The following is a 20,338-nucleotide window of genomic DNA, read 5'->3' as shown; positions in this document are numbered from 1 at the left end:
CGGATCACATGGGGGAGCGATGACGAGATTTCTGTGGGCGGCCGCGTACGTCCTGGGGTGGGCGATGCTCGCCGGCGTGGTGCTGGGCGTGTTCCTGCACTTCTACCCGTCCCGCGGTGACGTCGCGCTGTACCTCACCAGCGCCGTGCAGTTCGCGTTGATCCCCGGAGTGATCGCGATCGTCGTCTTCGCGGTCCTGCGGCGCTGGTTCATGCTGGCGATTGCGCTCGTGGCCGTCGGCGGTCTGGCCTACACCCAGGTGCCGCTGGTCATCGCCAACGCGGCGCCGTCCGGCGAGCGGTTCACCGTCGTGTCGGCCAACCTCCTCTTCGGCGGAGGCGACCTGGGTGCGCTCGAGAAGATCGTCGCCGACGCCGATCCGGACCTCGTGTCCCTCCAAGAGGTCACCCCCGAGGCGCTGGAACGTCTGCGGCGCAGCGAGATCGGCCGGACCCTGCCGCACGAGTTCGCGATCCCGTACACCTACGCGGCCGGCACCGCGATGTTCAGCAAGCGCCCGCTGGACGAGCGATACAACATCCCGGGGACGGTGCTGCACAACCTGCAGGCCCGCACCGACCTGCCGGGCGCCGCCGGGACCCAGGTCCTGGCCATCCACCCGGCGGCACCGCTGTGGGGTCGCAACTGGGACTGGCACGACGACATGGACACGCTCGCCGCACATTTCGCCGAGCTCCCACCCGGCCGGGTGATCGCGATCGGGGACTACAACTCCACCTGGAATCACGCGAAGTACCGCAGCCTGCTGACCAACGGGCTCGTCGACGGCACCGACATGGCCGGTGCCGGGTTCCTGCCGAGCTATCCCACCGACAAGCAGCTCGGCAACCGGCCGCTGGTCGCCATCGACCGGGTCATCCTGCGCGGTTTCGTGGCGACGTCGATGGACACCCACTACCTGCCGGGTTCCGATCACCGGACTCTGGTGGTAACACTGGTGGCATCATGACGCCCGATCCCGAGAACGTCGGACCACAAAACCGCCCGAGTATCTCCGAACGCCTGCGTTCGGCCACCGCGGTGGCGCACGAACGCGCCGAGCATGCGCCGTTCATCGACGATCTGATGTCGGGCCGGTTGGACTCCGGTGAGTATCAGCGCCTGGCGGTCCAGTTGTACTTCGTCTACGAGGCGCTCGAGCGTGTCGGCGCCGACCTGGCGGGGGACCCGGTGGCCGACGCCGTACTCGACCCGAAACTGCTTCGCCTGCAACGCCTCGGCGCCGACCTCGCCTCCTTCGGCATCGACCCGTCGACGGCGTCGCCGCTGCCGGCGGTGGCGCGCTACGTCGCCGCGATCGAATCAACCCGCACCGACCCGCCGCGCTACGTGGCTCATCACTACACGCGCTATCTCGGCGACCTCAGCGGTGGCCAGGTGGTGGCCCACCGCATGCGAGAGCACTACGGGGTCGACGACGCGGCGCTGAGCTTCTACTCGTTCGACGAGATCGACAAGCTCAAGCGCTACAAGGACGCCTACCGGGCACGGCTCGACGCGCTACCGCTCGACGCCGCAGGGATCGAGCGACTCGTCGGCGAGGCCATCGCGGCCTTCGACCACAATCAGGCGGTGTTCGGCGATCTCGACGGCGCCCGGGCGGCCTGACCCATAGGTCCGCCCGAACGTCGGGATCGTCGAATCAGGCGTCAGTTGACCTGCAGCTTGACGGTGCGGTCCAGGACGACCTCGCTCAGGTCGTCGTGGCCCTTCACGAGCTCGATGCGTAGCTGGTTGTCATCGAGACGGCTGGTGGTGCGAACCACTCGCGGGGTGCCTTCGAGGCGAATCCGGTCACCGGGTACGAGGTCTTCGACGTATACATCACGGGTCATTCGTCCAAACTACGGTCGTATTCGGTGAGTCGGCAGGGTAACAAGTCCCAAAAGTGTTACGGATCACATGCCGTATTGCGGGTGCTGTTTCGACGCACGTCAGCGTTGCCGTTCGGCACCCGATTGCACATCCAGCGCGCGTCGCGCGCTGACACCCTGCGGAAGGTGAATCGATGGCAGATGCCGCCGTGCCCGATCTCAGCGAGATCCTCGCCGACTCGCCCACCAATTGGGGCAGATGGGGACCCGATGACGAGGTGGGCAGCCTGAACTATCTGACGGCCGCACAGGTCTTGGCGGGCGCGGCGCAGATCAGGCGGGGCGCGGTGTTCACGCTTCAGCGCCTGATCGGTGATCCCCACGGTGACCCCGTGTGGCCGGGTCGTAGCCCTGCCACTCGCGAGATGACCCTTGACGAATCGCACTGGGATGACGGCAAAGGGCCTGCTTTCCCCGGCGGCATGCACTGCGCCGACGACAAGCTCACCGCATCGCTCCAGGGTTCCACGCAGTACGACGCGCTCGGCCACGTCTGGTACGACGGCCAGATCTGGAACGGGTACGACTCGAGGACCACGATCGGGGGCTTGTCGAGGGCCAGCGTCGCGCCGATCGCCGAGCGTGGAGTGGTCGGTCGCGCCGTGCTCCTCGACATCGCACGTCACCGGGGTAAGGCCTACCTGGAGCCGTACGAGACGTTCGACCACGAGGATCTGATCGCGTGTGCCGAGTACCAGGGCACGGAGATCCAGCCGCGCGACATCGTGGTGATCCGAACCAATCACCTGCAACTGTTCTTCGAGAACGCCGTCGAGTTCTACAGCGACTTCTGCGAATCCGGCCTCGTCTACTCCCGCGAACTCGTGTCCTGGTTCCAGGAGATGGAGATACCGAATCTCGTGACCGACACCATCGCGAACGAGGTGACCGTGGACCCGAACAACGGCGCCGCTCTGGTGCTGCACAACGCGCTCATGCGCAACCTCGGCGTGGCGTTCACCGAGATCTGCGACCTCGAGAAGCTCGCCGCCGATTGCGCCGACGACGGGGTCTACACGTTCTTCTACGTGGCCGCGCCGCTGAAGATCAACGAGGCCACCGGTTCTCCTGTCAACCCCGTCGCGATCAAGTGAGCCACGCCCGGCGTCGACGCGGGACGAGATGATCGGCGCCCCGATGCGGTCCGGGACCGGTAGGACCGTCTCAATGTGAGACGGATCGCGACGGCGATCGTGCTTATTCTGCGCGCGATACCCGCACACATCAGGAGTTGGCGATGAAAGCTCTCGTGTATCACGGTCCCGGGCAGAAGGCGTGGGAAGACGTTCCGGACCCCGTTCTGCAGGAGCCGACGGACGCCATCGTCAAGATGGAGGTGACCACCATCTGCGGAACCGATCTGCACATCCTCAAGGGCGACGTACCGGCGGTCACGCCGGGTCGGATCCTCGGGCATGAGGGCGTCGGTGTGGTCACCGAGGTCGGTCCCGGCTGCGAACGGGTCAAGGTCGGGGACCGCGTGATCGTGTCGTGCGTGAGCAAGTGTGGAACATGCGAGTTCTGCAAGGCCGGCCTGACGTCGCACTGCCAGACGGTGGGCGGCATCGGATGGATCTTCGGCCACCTCATCGACGGCACGCAAGCGGAGTACGTGCGGGTTCCGTTCGCGGACAACGGTCTGATCGCGCTTCCCGAGAAGGTGACTCCCGAGCAGGGCACGATGCTCAGCGACATCCTGCCGACCGGCTACGAGATCGGGGTGCTCTACGGCGCCGTCGCAGAGGGCGACGTCGTCGCCGTCGTCGGGGTCGGGCCGGTCGGGCTGGCGTCGGTGATGACGGCGTCGGCGGCCGGCGCGTCGAAGGTGATCGCCGTGGACGGCAACAAGTTCCGGCTCGAGCAGTCGCGCGACTTCGGTGCGACCGACACGATCGACGTCAACGCAGGCGGGGACGTGGTCGCGCAACTCAAGGAACTCAGCCGGGGCGGGCTCGGGGTGGACGTGGCGATCGAGGCGGTCGGGGTGCCCGCGACGTTCGGCGTCGCGCTCGATTCCGTCCGTCCCGGCGGTCATGTCGCCAACGTCGGCGTGCACGGGGAGAGCGTCACCTTCCCGATCGAGCGGGACTGGATCAACAACCTCACGATCACCACCGGATTGGTCAACGCCACGACCGCACCCGAACTCCTGGAGAGCATCGAACGCGGGGACATCTCCCCGGAGAAGTTCATCACCCACCGGTTCACGTTCGATCAGTTCGACGAGGCGTACGACACGTTCGCGAACGCTGCCGACGAGCACGCGCTCAAGGTGATCATCGCCGCCGGCGACTGACGGTCCGGCCTGGTCCGACGGCGCTGGCTCGGGTCGTCACTCCTTGGCCTCGGCGAAGGAGAGAACGACCGTGGTCCGCTCGTCGGAATCCGCTACGACGTCGTCGGTCTCGTCGACCAACGAGAAGTGCCGTACGTTGGCGAGATTCACGATGTGCGCCGACCCCTCGAGCTCGAGGGCGATCGGTTCGCGCTGCCGGACCACGTCGCGGACGAACTGCATCACCTCCGGGACCGACTCCGCGAACAGCAGGCGGATCTCGAACTCGTCGGACGTCAGCAGTGTGCCCATGCGGCTCATCGTCGCACGGCGGGACGGTCGGACACGGCTGCTCGCGCGGATTGATGGATCGAACCGGCCGACAACGAAACGGCCCGCTCGGCGATCGGAGAGCGATCGCGGAGCGGGCCGAGTCGACGTCGGAGCCTGGGCTCAGCAGTCGTAGTACAGCGAGAACTCGTACGGGTGCGGACGGATCTGCACCGGCTCGATCTCGTTCTCACGCTTGAGCGCGATCCAGGTCTCGATGAGGTCCTCGGTGAACACGCCACCGGCGGTGAGGTATTCGTGATCCTCTTCGAGACGGTCGATGACCGCGGCCAGCGAGGTCGGGGCCTGCGGGATGCTCTTGGCCTCTTCCGGCGGGAGCTCGTAGAGGTCCTTGTCGACGGGCTCGTGCGGCTCGATCTTGTTCTTGATGCCGTCCAGGCCGGCCATCATCATCGCGGCGAACGCCAGGTACGGGTTGCCCGAGCTGTCCGGGCAACGGAACTCGAGGCGCTTGGCCTTCGGGTTGTTGCCGGTGATCGGGATACGCACACAGGCCGACCGGTTGCGCTGGCTGTAGACCAGGTTGATCGGGGCCTCGTAGCCCGGCACCAGACGCTTGTAGGAGTTCACGGTCGGGTTGGTGAACGCCAGCAGCGACGGTGCGTGGTGCAGGATGCCACCGATGTAGTAGCGCGCCAGGTCCGACAGGCCCGCGTAGCCGGCCTCGTCGTGGAACAGCGGCTTGCCGTCCTTCCACAGCGACTGGTGGGCGTGCATGCCCGAACCGTTGTCGCCGAAGAGCGGCTTCGGCATGAAGGTGACCGACTTGCCGTTCTGCCATGCGGTGTTCTTGATGATGTACTTGAACAGCTGCACGTCATCGGCTGCGTGGAGCAGAGTGTTGAACTTGTAGTTGATCTCCGCCTGGCCCGCGGTGCCGACCTCGTGGTGGCCGCGCTCGAGCTCGAAGCCCGAGTTCTGCAGGTTGGTGGACATCTCGTCACGCAGGTCGACGTAGTGGTCGTACGGTGCGACGGGGAAGTACCCACCCTTCGGGCGGACCTTGTAGCCGAGGTTGGGGCTGCCGTCGGGATCGGTCGGCGACGCGGTGTTCCACCAGCCGGACTCGGACTCGACCTCGTAGAAGGTGCCGTTCATCTCGGAACCGAAGGACACCGAGTCGAAGATGTAGAACTCGGCCTCGGCACCGAAGAAGCAGGTGTCGGCGACGCCGGTGGAGGCGAGGTAGTCCTCGGCCTTGCGGGCGACGTTGCGCGGGTCGCGGCTGTAGGCCTCGCGGGTGAACGGGTCGTGGACGAAGAAGCTGAGGTTCATCGTCTTGGCCTTGCGGAACGGATCGATCCGCGCGGTGGCCGGGTCGGGCAGCAGCATCATGTCCGACTCGTTGATCGACTGGAAGCCACGCACCGACGATCCGTCGAACGCCAGCCCGTCCTCGAAGACGTCCTCGTCGAAGGCCGACGCGGGGATCGAGAAGTGCTGCATGACACCGGGCAGGTCGCAGAAACGGATGTCGACGTACTCGACACCTTCCTTCTTGATGCCCTCGAGTAGTTCTTCTTTACTGCTGTACACCGTGCGGTGACTCCTTCGTGATCGGTGGTCCGTGTATGGGGACACGCCACATCCGCCACTGAGAAACAGCAGCGGATCTCAGCGGCAACCGTATGGAGGCGAAGTTGCCCATGCGTCAAGTCCGTGTTTCCCCCGTGTTACACGCGCAGTGGTGTTGGCTACACAGCGTGATCGGGGGCCGTCGCACTCGGCGCATCCCAACCCTAGCGGCAGGGGCCAACGGGCGGGACGGGTCACGACAACCAGCGACTACGATGGTTCCCAGTGCGGCGACGACGCGGACCGAGGGGGTTGCGCGGTCGCGTGAGAGGAGTCATCACCGATGGGACGAGTCACGGGTTCCTGGCTGTCGGGACCGCAGATCGGTCCCGAGAACGGCGTGGACAACGAGTACCGGGGACAGGATCTCGGCCTACCGCAGAGCGGTCCCGGGTCGCTGGCCACCGGCTGGCCGCGGGTGGCCGGCCTGCTCGTCGACTGGCTGATCGCCGGCGGGCTCGCGATGGCGTTCTTCGGTGGCTTCAACTCGCCGCATCTGGGCACCGCGCAGATGGGCGTGTGGTTCGTCATGGGCATCTTCGCGGTGACGCTGTTCGGGTTCACCCCGGGCCAGCTCGTCATCGGGATGCGCGTCGCCCGAGTGGATTACGGCGTCGAGCGCAACACCGCCGAAGCGACCGGCGAGCAGAGCCCGGCGGCGGTCGGGATCGTCCGGGCCTTCTTCCGCCAGCTGCTGATGATCTTCCTGGTCCCGGCCCTGATCAACGACTACAACGGACGCGCTCTGCACGACCGCGCAACCGGCACCGCGCTCGTCCGGACCCGCTGACCCGGGGCGGCAGTTCGTTCTCCATACGCCTATCGATTTGCTGTGGAACTAGGGGCGGGATGGTCATCGTCGCTGTGATTTAGTGGTCGCATGCGGGGGAAGTCGGGGGCCGTCGTGGCCCTTTTCATGGGCACGGTGATCGTTGCGATGGGGGTGATCGTCACTCTGGCGGTGCCTCGGTCTGTTGACGGGCACGCCGCGGTGGTGGCAGACAGCGCGACGACCGCGGACCGCAGCGCGGCCGACGACAGGTATCCCGATGTCGACCCCCTGGCAACCACCCCGACCCCGCGGTGGTCGGCGGACATGTCTGACATCGCCGGGCTGCGAACCCCGGACACCACCCGGGTGCCGACGGTGCTCGCAGCTGATCGGCAGATCGTCGTCGGCGGTCCCACGAGCGCATCCGTCACCGAACTGATGGCCTTCGACGCTGCGGACGGCAGGCAACTCTGGCCCGAGACGTCGGCGTTTCGAGCCGAGACCTGCGCTCTCAGCCGCGATGGCAGGCTCGCCTGCCTCCGTCGCGGGAGTGCGCCGAGCACCGTCGATCTCGGGTTCATCGCGGTCGGCACCGGTGCGGTGACGGCGACGAAATCGTTCGAGATCGCAGACGGTCCACAAGACCCGACCCTCGCCTCCGCAGGTAACGGCTTCCTCGTCACGAGCCGGCGGTTCGTCGAAACCGAGGCCGTTTATGCGGCGACCTTGAACTGGTTCAGTTCCGACGGTTCGCGTTCCTGGGTGCAGCGTCCTCCCGTGGGGCTGTCCGATCCGGAACTGTCCGAGTCCGGCAACGTGGTGGCGGTCTCTGACTACAAGCGCGGAGCGCGGGTGTACGCCCTCGACAGTGGAACTGTGCTGTACGACTCCGCCCAGGACCTCGAGCCCCACGGCGGTCCGGGCGGGTCGGCCATCATCCAGGTCGCCGTGGCCCGGCCCGGCTTCGCGGTCAGCATCCTGACGAGCGCCCGTACCACCACCGTCTATGACGACAGCGGCACCCTACGCGGCGCGATCGACGGCGTCGTCCTGCCCTTCGCGCCGTCCGGTTCAGAAGGGGACCTCATCCCCGTCACCGGAACCGATGTGGACAACCGTCAGGCCATCGGTGCCGCCTCATTGGAGACGCTCGAGGTCGTCGCTCTGACGGCGTTCGCCGGCAGCCTTCTCGGTACCGAACTATTGGGTGAGCAGTATGTGGCCGGTTCTGAGACGACCGGCAGCAACTCCGAGGAATGGGTGGTCCTCGACCTCGACAAACCGCAGAGCGCGACGACCATGGCCGCCGGGAACAACCGTCTCCTCGCTTTCGACGGAGTTCGGGCCGTCTTCGCAGACAGGTTCGGTTCGAACTACGGTGTTCCGCAGATGGTCGCCTACGAACTGTCGAGCGGACGTGAGGTATGGACGCTTGGAAACCCGGACGGCGAGCGCGAATACCGTTTCGTCGGACCGTACCTCTTTCAAGTCATCACCGGTGTGGCCGGCGAGTCGGGTTCGCTTCGTCTGCTGGATGCGAAGCCTTGACCCGGCCGTACCCAGGCGACTATCACTCGGTCGGAATGCCGCCCTCGCGATCCCCGAGGGCCCGTCGCGGAACCGGTACGACGACCGGACTGGCGATCCTCGTACTCGGGACGCTCGCGCTCGCGACTGTGCTGACCGTGACGCTGGCGGTACCACGCACGGTCGAAGGATCGGGTACCGTGCTCGGTGCGCCGACGGGGGAGCACGGCGAGGACCCGGTCATCCGCGCCTTACCCACGCAACCCGAACCGCTGTGGGAAACGTCGGAGGAACTCGCTCTCGGCTCGCCGGAACCCGCGACGTACGTGATTCCCCTCGCCGCCGACGACCGGATGGTCATCGCTGGTGCGTCATCGGACCTCACGTCGGCAGGCGGGGTCGTGGCGCTCGACCAGACGAACGGAAGAGCGCTGTGGCGCAACCCGTCAACGTTCCTGGCCAGTGAATGCGCGTTGAGTCGGGACCGACGACTCGCCTGTGTCGCCTCGGTGAGTGACCGACAGACCGAAGTGGCGTTTCTCGAGGCTGCCACGGGCGCGGTCTCGGCGACCGCGACCGTGCGGTCTGGCCGGAGCCAGATCGTCCGCGCAGCAGACGGCTTTCTGGTCACGTCGGTGTTGTACGACTCTGTGAGCTATCGGGCCACGACCACCCTGACGGCGTTCGAATCCGACGGGCGACAGCGGTGGACCCAGGTGCTTCCCGAGCAGATAGGTGACCCGGCGTTGTCCGAGGCCGGCGACGTGATTGTCGTCGGCGACAGCGAAGTAGGAGTTCGAGTCCTGTCGCTGCCTACCGGCGACGTCCTCTACGACTCCGCCGCCGACGACGAACTTCGCGGACCGGGAGGCGCGGCCGATGATGATGACGCGCAGGGAAGTGCGAACACCTGGATCAGGGTCGCGGCGACGGGAACCGGTTTTGCGGTCAGTCACACCGTTTATCCGCGCCGATCCCTGAGGCTCTTCGATCGGCAGGGTATCGAACACGGCCTGTTGGCGGATCTCGAACTCCCGAACGGGCGCCCGACCGCGACCGAGGGCGCATTGTTGCCCGTCCAGGGCGAGAACAAATCCGACCGCCCGATCGCCGGCGCAGTGTCCACCGTGAACGGGAAGCTGCTCTGGTCCGTCGAGGGCAACATCGTCGACGACGTCTCCCTCCTGGCTGGCCGCTACGTCGGCGTGCAGGCGCTGGCCGATGTCGGCTACCGGTGGACTTTCATCGAGGCCGCTTCCGGCGTCGCCGGGGCAACGATCCCGATGAGCACTCACCAGCGGTACAAGGCCTTTGACGGCACACGCCTGATCTTCGAAGGAGACGGAGAGCAAGACGAACCCGGCCCGCGGGCGTTGGTTGCCTATGACCCGCAGAGCGGTGAGCAGGCGTGGCGGTTGAAAGAGACGCGAGACGCGGACGACGTCGACGTGCAGATCGTGGGGCCGTACCTTTTCGTCCTTGAGACGCGCTCGGGTCGCTCATCACCCACGATGACCGTATGGGTTGAGTCGGGCCACGCGGAGGCGTCAGCCGCGGCGGCGCGCCGTGCGCTGCATGCTGCGCATCTTGGCATTCGCGGGCAGGGGACCCTTCGGCATGCCGGGGCCGGGGGCCTTGCTGCCGAGGGCGGACAGCCGGCCTTCCAGGGTCTCCATCCGCTTACGGTCGATGTTGCTGGGCAGCTTGTTGAGGTGCCGCTCGAGCTTCGACAGCGGGACCTGGCCGTCGTCGTTGCCGACCATGATCTCGTAGATCGGGGTGTCGCCGACGACCCGCGCGACCTTCTTCTTCTCCTGGCCGAGCAGTGACTTGATGCGAGTCGGGGAGCCCTCGGCGACCAGGATGATGCCGGGCTTGCCGATGACGCGGTGCACGGCGTCGAGCTGGGAGGTGCCGGCCACGGCCTGCTTGACCCGCCACTGCCCGCGCATGTTGCCCAGTGCCCATCCGGCGGCGCCGGGCTGTCCCTCGGCCTTGGTGTACACGTTCTTCTGGACGCGACGGCCGAACAGGATGAAGGCGCCGAGGATGCCCAGCACCACGCCCAGCGGGATCAGCAGCCACGGCGAACCGAGAACGAATCCGAGAGCGGTGAAGACCGCGATCGACAGGACGATGACACCCACCATGTAGGGGATGAGTCGTTTGTCTTCCTTGCGCTGCATCTGGAAGGCCTGCCAGAGCTGCTGGCGCCGTTCCTTCGATGCGGCCTTACGGGCCTTCTTCTTCTCGGCCTTGACCTCTTTGCTCACCTGCGCCTTTGCCATGAGGCCAGTTTACGTACGTGGATCGAGCGATCGGGGCATCGGGTGACCGTCCGATGATCACCGGACGCGCGGGGCGTCAGCGGGCGAGGCGTGCCATCAGGCTGGAGGCCTCCTGGCTGGCCGATCCCTCGGCCGCCAGGTGCGCGAGAGCCGGTGAGATCTCGCGACCGTGATGGGCCATCGCCTGCGCGTACAGGCGGCCCGCCCGGTACGACGACCGCACCAGCGGACCCGCCATGACGCCGGCGAATCCGACCTCCTCGGCGAACTCGGAGTGATCGACGAACTCCTCGGGCTTGACCCACCGCTCAACCGGATGATGCCGCGGCGAGGGACGCAGGTACTGCGTGATGGTCAGGATGTCGCAGCCCGCCTCGTGCAGATCCACGATCGCCGACTGCACCTCCTGCGGGGTCTCGCCCATCCCGAGGATGAGGTTCGACTTCGTCACCAGGCCGAAATCGCGTGCGGCGGTAAGGACTTCGAGGGACCGCTCGTAGCGGAAGGCCGGGCGGATGCGCTTGAAGATGCGCGGCACGGTCTCGAGGTTGTGCGCCAGTACCTCGGGCCGGGCGTCGAAGACCTCGGCCAGCAGGTCGGGCTTGGCGTGGAAGTCCGGAATGAGGTTCTCCACACCGGTACCGGGGTTGAGGCGGTGGATCGCGCGGACGGTCTCGGCGTAGAGCCAGGCACCCTCGTCGGGTAGGTCGTCGCGGGCGACGCCGGTGATGGTCGAGTAGCGCAGGCCCATCGCCTGGACGCTCTCGGCGACGCGGCGGGGTTCGTCGCGGTCGAGTTCGGCGGGCTTGCCGGTGTCGATCTGGCAGAAGTCGCAGCGTCGGGTGCACTGCTCGCCGCCGATGAGGAACGTCGCCTCGCGGTCTTCCCAGCACTCGTAGATGTTGGGACAGCCGGCCTCTTCGCAGACGGTGTGCAGACCCTCGCGCTTGACCAGGCCCTTGAGTTCGGTGAACTCCGGGCCCATCGTCGCGCGGGTGCGGATCCACTCCGGCTTGCGCTCGATGGGGGTCTGCGCGTTGCGCACCTCGAGGCGGAGCAGCTTGCGGCCCTCGGGGGCCGGGGTCGGGGTCTGTGGTGCGGATGCCGAGGCCGAGGGTGTGGCTTCGGGGGCACCGGGTCCGGGGGTGATGGGGGACGCGGTCACTGGATCGATCCTACGCTCGCAGTAGAGGATGGAGAGGACTGTGCCGACGCGACCGGGTTCGCGGTGGCGTCGAGGGCGGCGAGTACGGCATCGGCGGTGACGTCGAGCAGAGAGGCCACCGACAACGGCCGGCCGAGTTCGCGCGCCAGGGACGTGACCCCGGCGTCGGCGATCCCGCAGGGGACGATCGCCTCGAACGCCGACATGTCGGGGTCGATGTTGAGCGCGAAGCCGTGCAGGGCCACCCCGCGTGCCACGCGGATACCGATCTGTCCGAGTTTGCGTTCACCGGCGTCGTCGGTGATCCACACGCCCGAACGTCCTTCGACGCGGCCGGTGGTCACGCCGAGACCGGCGCAGACCGAGATGAGGGCCGCCTCGAGGCGACGGACGTACTCGACGACGTCGAGCGGCTCGGCGAGCTTCACGATCGGATAGCCGACGAGTTGTCCCGGTCCGTGCCAGGTGATCCGGCCGCCGCGGTCGACGTCGATGACCGGCGCCCCGTTGGTGGGCCGGTCGGCGTCCTCCGTGCGCTTGCCCGCGGTGTAGGTGGACGGATGCTCCAGCAGGAGCAGCACGTCGTGGTCCAGGACGCCGTCGGCGCGGTCGGTCGCCAGCCCGTGCTGCAGGTCATAGGCCGTCTGGTAGTCGACGACGCCGAGATGGCGGACCTCGACCGGTTCGGCACTCCCGCGGATCGGACGCTCAGTCATGACTGGTGGAACCGGTGGCGTAGGCGAGGGCCTCGTCGACACCGGGATGGGTGAAGGTGAATCCGTGATCGGTCAGCACCTTGGGTGTAACGCGCTGACTGAACAGAATCATTTCCTCGGCCATCTCGCCGCCGACCCGACGCGCCGCGAAGGCGGGTACCTGCAGGATCGTCGGGCGGTGCACGGCCCGGCCCAGAGCCGAGGTGAACTCACTGAACGGGACGGCGCCCGGCGAACTCAGGTTCACCGGCCCGGACACGTCGGAGTCGAGGAGGAACTCGATGGCGCGGATCTCGTCGATCAGGCTGATCCACGAGAAGTACTGCTTGCCGTCACCTATCGGTCCGCCGAGCCCGAGCTTGAACAACGGCCGGAGTTTGCCCAGCAGGCCGCCGTGCGTGCTGAGGACCGGCGCCGTGCGGAGCAGGACCAGACGCGTGTCCGCGCCGACGCCGGCGGTGGCGGCGCGCTCCCAGTCGACGACCAGGTCGGCGAGGAACCCCTCGCCGGGGCCGTCGGTCTCTACCGCGGCGTGGCCACCGGTGTTCCCGTAGTAGCCCGTGGCGCTGGCACTCACGAACGTCGGGATGCCGAGATCGCGGACGGCCTCGGCGAGCAGTTCGGTGGGGGTGATCCGCGAGTCCCGGAGCTCCTGTTTGAATCGGCCGGTCCACCGACCGTTGCCGACTCCCACACCGCCCAGCGAGACCACCGCCTCGACGCCGTCGAGACTCTCCGGCGGGACGCCGATCGTCTCGGGATCCCAGCTGAACTCGTCATCGGCGCGTGCCTCGCGGCGGACCAGACGTGTGACCGTGTGGCCCGCCGCGCGCAGCGAGTTGACCAGGGCGTTGCCGATGAGTCCCGATGATCCGGCGACGGCGATGCGCATTCTGTGTCCTCGGTGTGCCGTCTGAAGGAGATCTGGGCTAGAGGCCCAGGTCCGCGGCGAAGGCGGCCTCTTCGAGACGCTTCTTCACCGTGGTGAGGAAGCGGCCCGCGTCGGCGCCGTCGATCAGACGGTGATCGTAGGTCAGCGGCAGGTAGGACATCGACCGCACCGCGATCGATTCCGAACCGTCCTCACCGGTGATGACGACCGGGCGCTTGACGATCGCGCCGGTGCCCAGCATCGCCGCCTGCGGCGGCACCAGGATCGGGGTGTCGAACAGCGCGCCCTGACTTCCGATGTTGGTGATGGTGAACGTGCCGCCGGCGAGCTCGTCGGGCTTGAGGCCGTTGGAGCGCGCCCGGGACGCGATGTCGGCGATGGCGCGGGCCAGACCGGCGATCGACAGGTCGTCGGCGTTGTGGATGACCGGCGACAGCAGCCCCTGCGGGGTGTCGACCGCGATGCCGAGATGCACCTTGTCGTAGTAGGTGATCTCCTTCTTGTCCTCGTCGATCGACGCGTTGACGTTGGGATGCGCCTTCAGCGCCTCCACGACGGCCTTCGCGATGAACGGCAGGTACGTCAGGTTGACGCCCTCGGACGCCTTGAAGCTCTCCTTCGCCGCCTTGCGGAGCCCGGCGATGCGGGTCATGTCGACCTCGAAGACCTGGGTGAGCTGTGCGCTCTGCTGCAGCGACTCGCGGGTCTTCTTCGCGGTGATCTGACGGATGCGGTTGATCTTCTGCGTCGTCCCGCGCAGCTCGGCGAGCTCGGGCCGGATCTCCGGCGAGCCCGACGACGCGGCCGGCGCCGACGATGCCGCGGGCTTGGCGGCCGGGGCGGACTCCTGCGCCGGGGCCTTGGCCTCCTCGGCCGCGGCGAGCACGTCCTGCTTGCGGATGCGGCCACCGACACCGGTGCCCTTGATGGCGTTCAGGTCGATGTTGTTCTCCGCGGCGAGCTTGCGCACCAGCGGCGTCACGTACGGGGTCGACTCGACGGTCGGCGGGTCGGACTTCTCCGCGGCCTGTGCCTTGGGCTCGGGGGCCTTGGACTCCTGGGCCTTCGGCTGCGGCTTCTGCTCTTCCTCGGGGGCCGGCGCCTGCTCGGGCTCCGGCTCCGGCGCGGACTCCTGCTCGGGCTCGGGTTCCGGTTCGGGTTCCGGCTCGGGCTTCTTCTTCGACGGAGCCGCCGAGGCATCACCGATGACGGCGAGCTTGCCGCCGACCTCGATCACATCGTCCTCCTGCGCGAGGATCTCGAGCAGGGTGCCGGCGACCGGCGAGGGGATCTCGGTGTCGACCTTGTCGGTGGAGACCTCGAGCAGGGGTTCGTCGGCGGCGACCTCGTCGCCGACGGCCTTCAGCCAGTTGGTGACCGTCCCCTCGGTGACCGACTCGCCGAGTTCGGGCATGAGCACGTCGGTGCCCTCGGCCGAGCCCGAGCCGGTGTCGGCGGTGGGCTTCTCGGCGGGCGCGTCCTCGTCGACGGAGGGCTCCTCGGCGGCCTGCTCGGGCTCGGGTTCGGGCGCGGCCTCGGTCGGCTCGTCGCCGCCGGCGGCGTCGGAATCGGAATCGGCCGAACCGGAGTCGTCGGAACCGGCCTCGTCGGCGTCACCGATCAGGGCGAGATCGCCGCCGACCTCGACGACGTCGTCCTCCTGCGCGATGATCTTGGTCAGCACACCCGAAGTGGGGGCGGGGATCTCGGTGTCCACCTTGTCGGTCGACACCTCGAGCAACGGCTCGTCGGCCTCGACTGTGTCGCCCTCCTCCTTCAGCCACCGGGTGACTGTCCCCTCGGTGACACTTTCACCAAGGGCGGGCATCTGGACGGAGAAGGCCATCGTTGTGAACTCCTGAACTCGACGTGGTGGTCTGTAGGTGATGCCCAGTGGTGTGTGCGCCGTGGGCACGGGGGTCGGGAGGCGGTTGAAGACCGCGCAGATGAGTGGCGGATCAGCCGCTCATCCCCGCGGCCAACCCTACCCGTACGGTGAGCCGCCGACTCGGTTCGGCTCGTACTCGTCGGTAACGATTCTCCGGCGGCCGCGGCACCGGTCTCGGCCGCGGCTCGCCGAAGGTGTTCTCAGCCGTTCGCGGCGATGTCCTCGAGTACGGCCGCGATGGTCCGGACGGGGACGCCCGTACCGCCCTTCGTCGTGTAACCCCACGGGCCGCCGGTGTTGAAGGCGGGCCCGGCGATGTCGATGTGGGCCCACTGCACGTCCTCGGGCACGAACTCCTTCAGGAAGATGCCCGCGGCGAGCATCCCGCCCCAGCGGTGGGGGGTCACGTTCGCCAGGTCCGCGACGCGGGACTTCAGGTCTGCGCGCAGCTCGGCGGGGAGCGGCATCGCCCAGGCGTTCTCACCCACATCGGCCGACCGGGCCGCGACCCGGTCGCGGAACCCGTCGGTGCCCATGACGCCCGGTGTCCGGGTGCCGAGTGCCACCATCTGGGCGCCGGTCAGGGTCGCGGTGTCGATGAGATAGTCGGGATCGTCCTCGCAGGCCCGCACGATGGCATCGGCGAGGATCAGCCGTCCCTCGGCGTCGGTGTTGAGGACCTCGACCGTGCGACCGCCGTACTGGGTGAGCACGTCGCCGGGGCGCTGCGCAGTCGACGACGGCATGTTCTCGGCCATGGGGACGGTGGCGATCACCGTCACGTCGACATCGAGCCGGGCGGCCAGGATCGTCGCCGCGATGACCGCGGCCGCGCCGCCCATGTCCGAGGTCATCGCGTCCATGTTGGCGGCGGGTTTGATCGAGATACCGCCGGTGTCGAAGGTGATGCCCTTGCCGACGAGCGCGACCTTCTTCGGCGACTTCTTCGCGGTGTGGGTCAGCCGGACGAGGCGCGGCAGCCGGGACGAGCCCTTGCCGACGCCGATGATCCCGCCGTAACCCTGCGCCTCCAGCTGCTTGTCGTCGAGGATCTCGACCTTGAGCCCGGCCTTGCTGCCGAGGGTGCGGGCGCGGGCGGCGAACTCCTCGGGATACAGGTGGCTCGGCGGGGTGTTGACGAAGTCGCGGGCGATCGCCACCGAGTCGGCCACCGCGACCGCGCGCTCCACAGCGGCCTTGGCCTCCTTGGACTTCGATTCGACCAGCAGCGTGATGCGTTGCGGTGGAGTCTTCTTGGGTTTCGACTTGTCCGAACGGAACTCGTCGAACCGGTAGGCGCCGAGGAACAGTCCCTCGGCGACGGCAGCCAGGTCGACGGCCGAGAGCGTGGTGGCGACCGACTCGTGACCGTCGAGTTCACGGGCGACGACGCCGGCGGCCTGCCGGACCTGGTCGGCGTCGTCGAGGTTGTCGGCATCGCCCAGGCCGACGGCGACGACGATGTCGACGGGCAGCGACTCCGGGGCCGCGGTCCGGGTGACCTCGCCGTGGGACCCGGTCGCGCCGAGGGCGGTGAGAGCGGCGGTGATGGCGGCGGCCTGGGCGTCGTCGAGGATGCCGTCGCCGATGGCAAGGGTCGGTTCGGCTGTGGGGTCGGCCTTCTCGGCGTCGTCGGGGGACGAGGCGCTGATCAGGCCGATGACCAGGGCGGAGTCGTCCTTGCCGATCGAGGTGGACAGTTCGAGTTCGGGGCCGCGCGTGCGGTCGACGGTGTCGTTCTTGCTCACCCGGTCAACTCTGCCACAGCTCCGGCGGCGCCGAGTCCCAGCGGGAGGACGTGCAGACGAACGCCGCGTCCGTGCCCGGCGGGCGGGGTCGCCCGATAGCGTGGACGGCATGAGTGAACTCCTCGCCGGGCCGATCGCCGACCGTCATGCCGCACTGGGGGCCACCTTCGCCGAGTTCGGCGGCTGGAACATGCCGGTGTCCTACTCCGGCACGGTCGCCGAGCACGCCGCGGTGCGGGAGAGCGTGGGCATCTTCGACGTCAGCCACCTCGGCAAGGCACTGGTGTCCGGCGCGGGTGCGGCGGCCTTCGTCAACTCGACGCTCACCAACGACCTCGGCAAGATCGTCCCCGGCAAAGCCCAATACACGTTGTGCTGCAACGACTCCGGCGGCGTCGTCGACGACCTGATCGCCTACCTCGTCGGCGAGCACGAGGTGTTCCTGGTGCCCAACGCGGCGAACACCGCGTCCGTGGTCGCCCAGCTGCAAGCGGTTGCGCCAGAGGGGATCTCGATCACCGACCAGCACCGCGACCTCGCCGTCCTGGCGGTGCAGGGGCCGAAGTCGCCCGAGATCCTGGCCGGGCTCGGACTGCCCGCCGACATGGAGTACATGGCGTTCGCCGACGCCGACCTGACGACCGCCAGTGGTGTGGCAGCGGTCCGCGTGTGCCGCACCGGATACACCGGTGAACGCGGGTACGAGATCGTGCCGCGGTGGGACGATGCGGGCGCCGTGTTCGACGTCCTGCTGGAGGCGATCACGGCGGCCGGCGGGTTGCCCGCCGGCCTGGGCGCACGAGACACCCTGCGTACCGAGATGGGGTACGCCCTGCACGGCCACGAGCTGGGGCCCGACATCTCGCCGGTGCAGGCGCGGTCGAGTTGGGCGGTCGGCTGGGACAAGCCGTCGTTCTTCGGACGCGACGCCCTACTCGCCGAGAAGGAGGCCGGACCGACGCGTCGTCTGTACGGGTTGCGGGCGACCGGCCGCGGAGTACCGCGTGCGGGGTGCGTGGTCCGCCTGGCGGGGACGGACCAGCAGATCGGCACCTGTACGTCGGGGACGTTCTCGCCCACCCTCAAACAGGGCATCGCACTGGCCCTGCTCGATACGGCGTCCGGGGTGCGCAAAGGCGACGAGGTCGTAGTCGACGTCCGCGGGCGGGACCTGGCGTGCGAGGTCGTGATCCCGCCGTTCGTGCCGTCGCACGTGTGACCTGCGGGCCCTCGCGCGACGTCCCACGCAGCCCCGGGGGCAGCCGACCGGGCGGGGAAATGCTTTTGTGCCCGGCGGTACGATGGCGTGATGACCTTGGATTTCAACCGTACCGAGCATCCGCACCCGGTGTCTGAGGGCCGGCGCGCGGAGATCCTGTCCGCCCCCGGATTCGGGCGCCACTTCACCGACAACATGGTGATGATCGATTACGACGCAGGGGTGGGTTGGCACAACGCCACGGTGAAGCCGTACGGTCCGATCGCCCTCGACCCCGCGGCCACGGTTCTGCACTACGGCCAAGAGGTGTTCGAGGGGCTCAAGGCCTATCGGCAGCCGGACGGTTCGATCGCCGCGTTCCGCCCCGAGGCGAACGCCGCGCGTCTCCAGCGCAGCGCGGAGCGGCTCGCGATGCCCGCGCTGCCGGTCGAGGATTTCATCGCCTCGCTCAAGGCCCTGCTCGAGGCCGACAACGAGTGGGTGCCCGCCGCCGGCGGCGAAGAGGCGCTCTACCTCCGTCCGTTCATGTTCGCGTCGCAGGCCAGCCTCGGCGTCAACGCCCCGTCCTCCAGCTACATCTACTCGGTCATCGCCTCGCCGGCGGGTGCCTACTTCGCCGGTGGGATCAAGCCGGTGAGTGTCTGGCTGTCCACCGAGTATGTGCGCGCGGCACCGGGCGGCACCGGATTCGCCAAGTGCGGTGGCAACTATGCCGCCGCGTTCCTCGCCCAGCGGCAGGCCACCGAGCAGGGGTGCGACCAGGTCGTGTGGCTCGACGCGATCGAACGCCGCTTCATCGAGGAGATGGGCGGCATGAATCTGTTTTTCGTGTTCGGCTCAGGCGCCGACGCCCGGCTGGTGACCCCCGAGTTGTCGGGCTCACTGCTGCCCGGCATCACCCGTTCGTCGTTGCTGACGCTGGCCACCGATGCCGGCTTCGAGGTCGAGGAACGCAAGATCACCACCGAGGAGCTGCGCAAGGGCGTGGCGTCGGGCGACATCACCGAGGTGTTCGCCTGTGGCACCGCCGCGGTCATCACCCCGGTCGGTCGGGTCAAGGGTGAGGGCGAGGACTACACCATCAACAACGGTGAGACCGGTGAGGTGACGCAGGCGTTGCGTGACACCCTGACCGGCATCCAGCGCGGGACGTTCGCCGACACCCACGGGTGGATGACGGAGCTCTACCGCCGCTGAGCGGCGCCACGACGCCTCAGAGCAGGAGACCGACGACGCCGATCGCGACCCCGAGTTCGATGGTCGCGCCCAGCACGTCGCCGGTCATCCCGCCCATCCGGCGGGCGCAGTGCCTCGTGAACCACCACGCGAAGGCGGTCACGGCCAGCACGATCGCACACCCCTGGACGACGGCGGCCACCTCGACGTGGCCGCCGTCGATTCCGTTGGCGGACAGTCCGAGCGGCACGGTTGCGAGCAGGGCCACGACGAACCACGCGGCGACCGAGGTGCGCTGGGTCCCCGCGACCAGGGCGCCGAAACCGTTGTGGTGGGCCGGTTCCAGGGACCGCCGGGTGCCGACGACTGCGCCGAGCCGCCCGAGGGCGATCGCGAAAGCGAGGTCGTACCAACGAGACCCGTTCGCGAGCGCGGCGAACCCGGTCGACTGCACGGCCAGCGTGAGGACCAGCGTCGCGACGCCGAACGGTCCGACGGTGCCGCTGCGCATGACCTCGGTGACACGATCGGGCGGCCCGTAGCACCCGAGTCCGTCCGCGGTGTCGGCGAGCCCGTCGAGGTGCATGCCCCGGGTGACGACGCCGAGCAGCACGACGATCAGCACGCCCGCCGTGACCGCCGGGAGGTCGGTCTGCGCGAGCCCGAAAGCCAGTCCTGCCGACGCCGCGCCCAGGGCAGCGCCGATCACCGGGACCGACGCCATGACCGCCGCTCCCAGCTCCCGGTCGGGTGCGGAAGCGCCTGCGTGACCACCGACGGGTACCACCGTGAGCCAGCTGAACGCGGTTCGCAGCGCCCGGATCGGCGAGATCATCTCGGATCGGTTCGGC

General features: G+C 68.1%; 18 protein-coding genes and 1 pseudogene. 9 read left to right on the top strand and 10 right to left on the bottom strand.

The annotated features are described in order from the left end of the window. Positions 1 to 19: 19 nt before the first annotated feature. Entirely contained in the window at positions 20 to 970 is a 951-nt protein-coding gene (locus Q9R39_RS01025; protein WP_065630065.1) for an endonuclease/exonuclease/phosphatase family protein, read from the top strand. Then, entirely contained in the window at positions 967 to 1,629 is a 663-nt protein-coding gene (locus Q9R39_RS01020; protein ID WP_311276964.1) for a biliverdin-producing heme oxygenase, read from the top strand. The genes Q9R39_RS01025 and Q9R39_RS01020 overlap by 4 nt, the downstream gene beginning before the upstream one ends. A 41-nt stretch (positions 1,630 to 1,670) precedes the next feature. Here the strand turns inward: Q9R39_RS01020 and Q9R39_RS01015 are convergent, their stop codons facing one another. Beyond that, on the bottom strand, positions 1,671 to 1,856 hold the full coding sequence (locus Q9R39_RS01015; protein ID WP_065630063.1) for a hypothetical protein: 186 nt from the start codon (positions 1,854 to 1,856) through the stop codon (positions 1,671 to 1,673). 173 nt (positions 1,857 to 2,029) lie between these two features. Here Q9R39_RS01015 and Q9R39_RS01010 point away from each other — a divergent pair, with 173 nt between their 5' ends. Together Q9R39_RS01010 and Q9R39_RS01005 are read left to right on the top strand one after the other, a co-directional pair. Further along, positions 2,030 to 2,989: a cyclase family protein gene (locus tag Q9R39_RS01010; protein WP_058253115.1), complete on the top strand. Its 960-nt coding sequence runs from the start codon at positions 2,030 to 2,032 to the stop codon at positions 2,987 to 2,989. Positions 2,990 to 3,132: 143 nt separating this feature from the next. Next, positions 3,133 to 4,191 (top strand): zinc-binding dehydrogenase, encoded by a 1,059-nt coding sequence (locus tag Q9R39_RS01005; protein ID WP_058253114.1) that lies wholly within the window; start codon positions 3,133 to 3,135, stop codon positions 4,189 to 4,191. A gap of 36 nt (positions 4,192 to 4,227) precedes the next feature. On the opposite strand, the gene Q9R39_RS01000 is transcribed toward Q9R39_RS01005, so the two are convergent. Together Q9R39_RS01000 and glnA are read right to left on the bottom strand one after the other, a co-directional pair. Then, positions 4,228 to 4,482, bottom strand: a complete 255-nt coding sequence (locus Q9R39_RS01000; protein ID WP_058253113.1) for a hypothetical protein — start codon at positions 4,480 to 4,482, stop codon at positions 4,228 to 4,230. Between the two features lie 141 nt (positions 4,483 to 4,623). Further along, positions 4,624 to 6,057: a type I glutamate--ammonia ligase gene (glnA, locus tag Q9R39_RS00995; protein ID WP_010841141.1), complete on the bottom strand. Its 1,434-nt coding sequence runs from the start codon at positions 6,055 to 6,057 to the stop codon at positions 4,624 to 4,626. A gap of 322 nt (positions 6,058 to 6,379) precedes the next feature. Here glnA and Q9R39_RS00990 point away from each other — a divergent pair, with 322 nt between their 5' ends. From Q9R39_RS00990 to Q9R39_RS00980, 3 genes and pseudogenes are all read left to right on the top strand, one after another. Continuing rightward, on the top strand, positions 6,380 to 6,886 hold the full coding sequence (locus Q9R39_RS00990) for an RDD family protein (protein WP_165629880.1): 507 nt from the start codon (positions 6,380 to 6,382) through the stop codon (positions 6,884 to 6,886). 90 nt (positions 6,887 to 6,976) lie between these two features. Further along, the gene (locus Q9R39_RS00985) at positions 6,977 to 8,416 is read left to right on the top strand and encodes a hypothetical protein (protein ID WP_311276963.1); all 1,440 of its coding nucleotides are present in this window, start codon (positions 6,977 to 6,979) and stop codon (positions 8,414 to 8,416) included. Between the two features lie 35 nt (positions 8,417 to 8,451). Continuing rightward, positions 8,452 to 9,213: pseudogene (locus Q9R39_RS00980) on the top strand (PQQ-binding-like beta-propeller repeat protein); the annotation flags it as partial. Positions 9,214 to 9,942: 729 nt separating this feature from the next. Here the strand turns inward: Q9R39_RS00980 and Q9R39_RS00975 are convergent. The 6 genes from Q9R39_RS00975 to Q9R39_RS00950 form a co-directional block, all read right to left on the bottom strand. After that, positions 9,943 to 10,683, bottom strand: a complete 741-nt coding sequence (locus Q9R39_RS00975; protein ID WP_058253111.1) for a DUF4191 domain-containing protein — start codon at positions 10,681 to 10,683, stop codon at positions 9,943 to 9,945. 76 nt (positions 10,684 to 10,759) lie between these two features. Then, positions 10,760 to 11,848 carry a lipoyl synthase gene (gene lipA / locus Q9R39_RS00970; RefSeq protein WP_068971687.1) on the bottom strand — a complete coding sequence of 363 codons (1,089 nt, stop codon included), beginning with the start codon at positions 11,846 to 11,848 and terminating at the stop codon, positions 10,760 to 10,762. Next, entirely contained in the window at positions 11,845 to 12,564 is a 720-nt protein-coding gene (gene lipB / locus Q9R39_RS00965) for a lipoyl(octanoyl) transferase LipB (RefSeq protein ID WP_311276962.1), read from the bottom strand. The genes lipA and lipB overlap by 4 nt, the downstream gene beginning before the upstream one ends. Beyond that, positions 12,557 to 13,456, bottom strand: coding sequence for a TIGR01777 family oxidoreductase (locus Q9R39_RS00960; RefSeq protein ID WP_311276961.1), 900 nt, complete (start codon positions 13,454 to 13,456; stop codon positions 12,557 to 12,559). Before Q9R39_RS00960 ends, lipB begins: the two co-directional genes overlap by 8 nt. Positions 13,457 to 13,493: 37 nt before the next feature. Beyond that, the gene (gene sucB, locus Q9R39_RS00955) at positions 13,494 to 15,302 is read right to left on the bottom strand and encodes a 2-oxoglutarate dehydrogenase, E2 component, dihydrolipoamide succinyltransferase (protein WP_211539341.1); all 1,809 of its coding nucleotides are present in this window, start codon (positions 15,300 to 15,302) and stop codon (positions 13,494 to 13,496) included. Between the two features lie 242 nt (positions 15,303 to 15,544). Further along, positions 15,545 to 17,092 carry a leucyl aminopeptidase gene (locus Q9R39_RS00950; protein ID WP_311276960.1) on the bottom strand — a complete coding sequence of 516 codons (1,548 nt, stop codon included), beginning with the start codon at positions 17,090 to 17,092 and terminating at the stop codon, positions 15,545 to 15,547. Positions 17,093 to 17,201: 109 nt separating this feature from the next. Between Q9R39_RS00950 and gcvT the strand changes: the two genes are divergently transcribed. Continuing rightward, on the top strand, positions 17,202 to 18,311 hold the full coding sequence (gcvT, locus tag Q9R39_RS00945) for a glycine cleavage system aminomethyltransferase GcvT (RefSeq protein WP_159371065.1): 1,110 nt from the start codon (positions 17,202 to 17,204) through the stop codon (positions 18,309 to 18,311). A gap of 90 nt (positions 18,312 to 18,401) precedes the next feature. Then, complete coding sequence (locus tag Q9R39_RS00940; RefSeq protein WP_311276959.1) at positions 18,402 to 19,508, top strand: branched-chain amino acid aminotransferase; 1,107 nt, start codon at positions 18,402 to 18,404, stop codon at positions 19,506 to 19,508. Between the two features lie 16 nt (positions 19,509 to 19,524). Here Q9R39_RS00940 and Q9R39_RS00935 read toward each other — a convergent pair whose 3' ends face one another. Next, positions 19,525 to 20,322 carry an adenosylcobinamide-GDP ribazoletransferase gene (locus Q9R39_RS00935; RefSeq protein WP_311276958.1) on the bottom strand — a complete coding sequence of 266 codons (798 nt, stop codon included), beginning with the start codon at positions 20,320 to 20,322 and terminating at the stop codon, positions 19,525 to 19,527. Positions 20,323 to 20,338: the final 16 nt, after the last annotated feature.

The sequence above is a fragment of the Gordonia sp. AC31 genome (assembly GCF_031844505.1).
GTDB classification, from domain to species: Bacteria; Actinomycetota; Actinomycetes; order Mycobacteriales; family Mycobacteriaceae; genus Gordonia; species Gordonia hongkongensis.
The sequence above is the reverse complement of the archived record's forward strand: the minus strand, read 5'-3'. Positions and strand labels throughout refer to the sequence as shown.

Excerpts from the sequence above, each read along its gene's own strand:
- Q9R39_RS00985 (WP_311276963.1), top strand. The coding sequence starts at position 6,977 with ATGCGGGGGAAGTCGGGGGCCGTCGTGGCCCTTTTCATGGGCACGGTG.
- Q9R39_RS01000 (WP_058253113.1), bottom strand. The coding sequence starts at position 4,482 with ATGGGCACACTGCTGACGTCCGACGAGTTCGAGATCCGCCTGCTGTTC.
- Q9R39_RS01015 (WP_065630063.1), bottom strand. The coding sequence starts at position 1,856 with ATGACCCGTGATGTATACGTCGAAGACCTCGTACCCGGTGACCGGATT.
- Q9R39_RS01020 (WP_311276964.1), top strand. The coding sequence starts at position 967 with ATGACGCCCGATCCCGAGAACGTCGGACCACAAAACCGCCCGAGTATC.
- Q9R39_RS00975 (WP_058253111.1), bottom strand. The coding sequence starts at position 10,683 with ATGGCAAAGGCGCAGGTGAGCAAAGAGGTCAAGGCCGAGAAGAAGAAG.
- Q9R39_RS01025 (WP_065630065.1), top strand. The coding sequence starts at position 20 with ATGACGAGATTTCTGTGGGCGGCCGCGTACGTCCTGGGGTGGGCGATG.
- Q9R39_RS00990 (WP_165629880.1), top strand. The coding sequence starts at position 6,380 with ATGGGACGAGTCACGGGTTCCTGGCTGTCGGGACCGCAGATCGGTCCC.
- lipB (WP_311276962.1), bottom strand. The coding sequence starts at position 12,564 with ATGACTGAGCGTCCGATCCGCGGGAGTGCCGAACCGGTCGAGGTCCGC.
- Q9R39_RS00940 (WP_311276959.1), top strand. The coding sequence starts at position 18,402 with ATGACCTTGGATTTCAACCGTACCGAGCATCCGCACCCGGTGTCTGAG.
- Q9R39_RS00935 (WP_311276958.1), bottom strand. The coding sequence starts at position 20,322 with ATGATCTCGCCGATCCGGGCGCTGCGAACCGCGTTCAGCTGGCTCACG.
- Q9R39_RS01005 (WP_058253114.1), top strand. The coding sequence starts at position 3,133 with ATGAAAGCTCTCGTGTATCACGGTCCCGGGCAGAAGGCGTGGGAAGAC.
- Q9R39_RS01010 (WP_058253115.1), top strand. The coding sequence starts at position 2,030 with ATGGCAGATGCCGCCGTGCCCGATCTCAGCGAGATCCTCGCCGACTCG.
- Q9R39_RS00960 (WP_311276961.1), bottom strand. The coding sequence starts at position 13,456 with ATGCGCATCGCCGTCGCCGGATCATCGGGACTCATCGGCAACGCCCTG.
- gcvT (WP_159371065.1), top strand. The coding sequence starts at position 17,202 with ATGAGTGAACTCCTCGCCGGGCCGATCGCCGACCGTCATGCCGCACTG.
- sucB (WP_211539341.1), bottom strand. The coding sequence starts at position 15,302 with ATGGCCTTCTCCGTCCAGATGCCCGCCCTTGGTGAAAGTGTCACCGAG.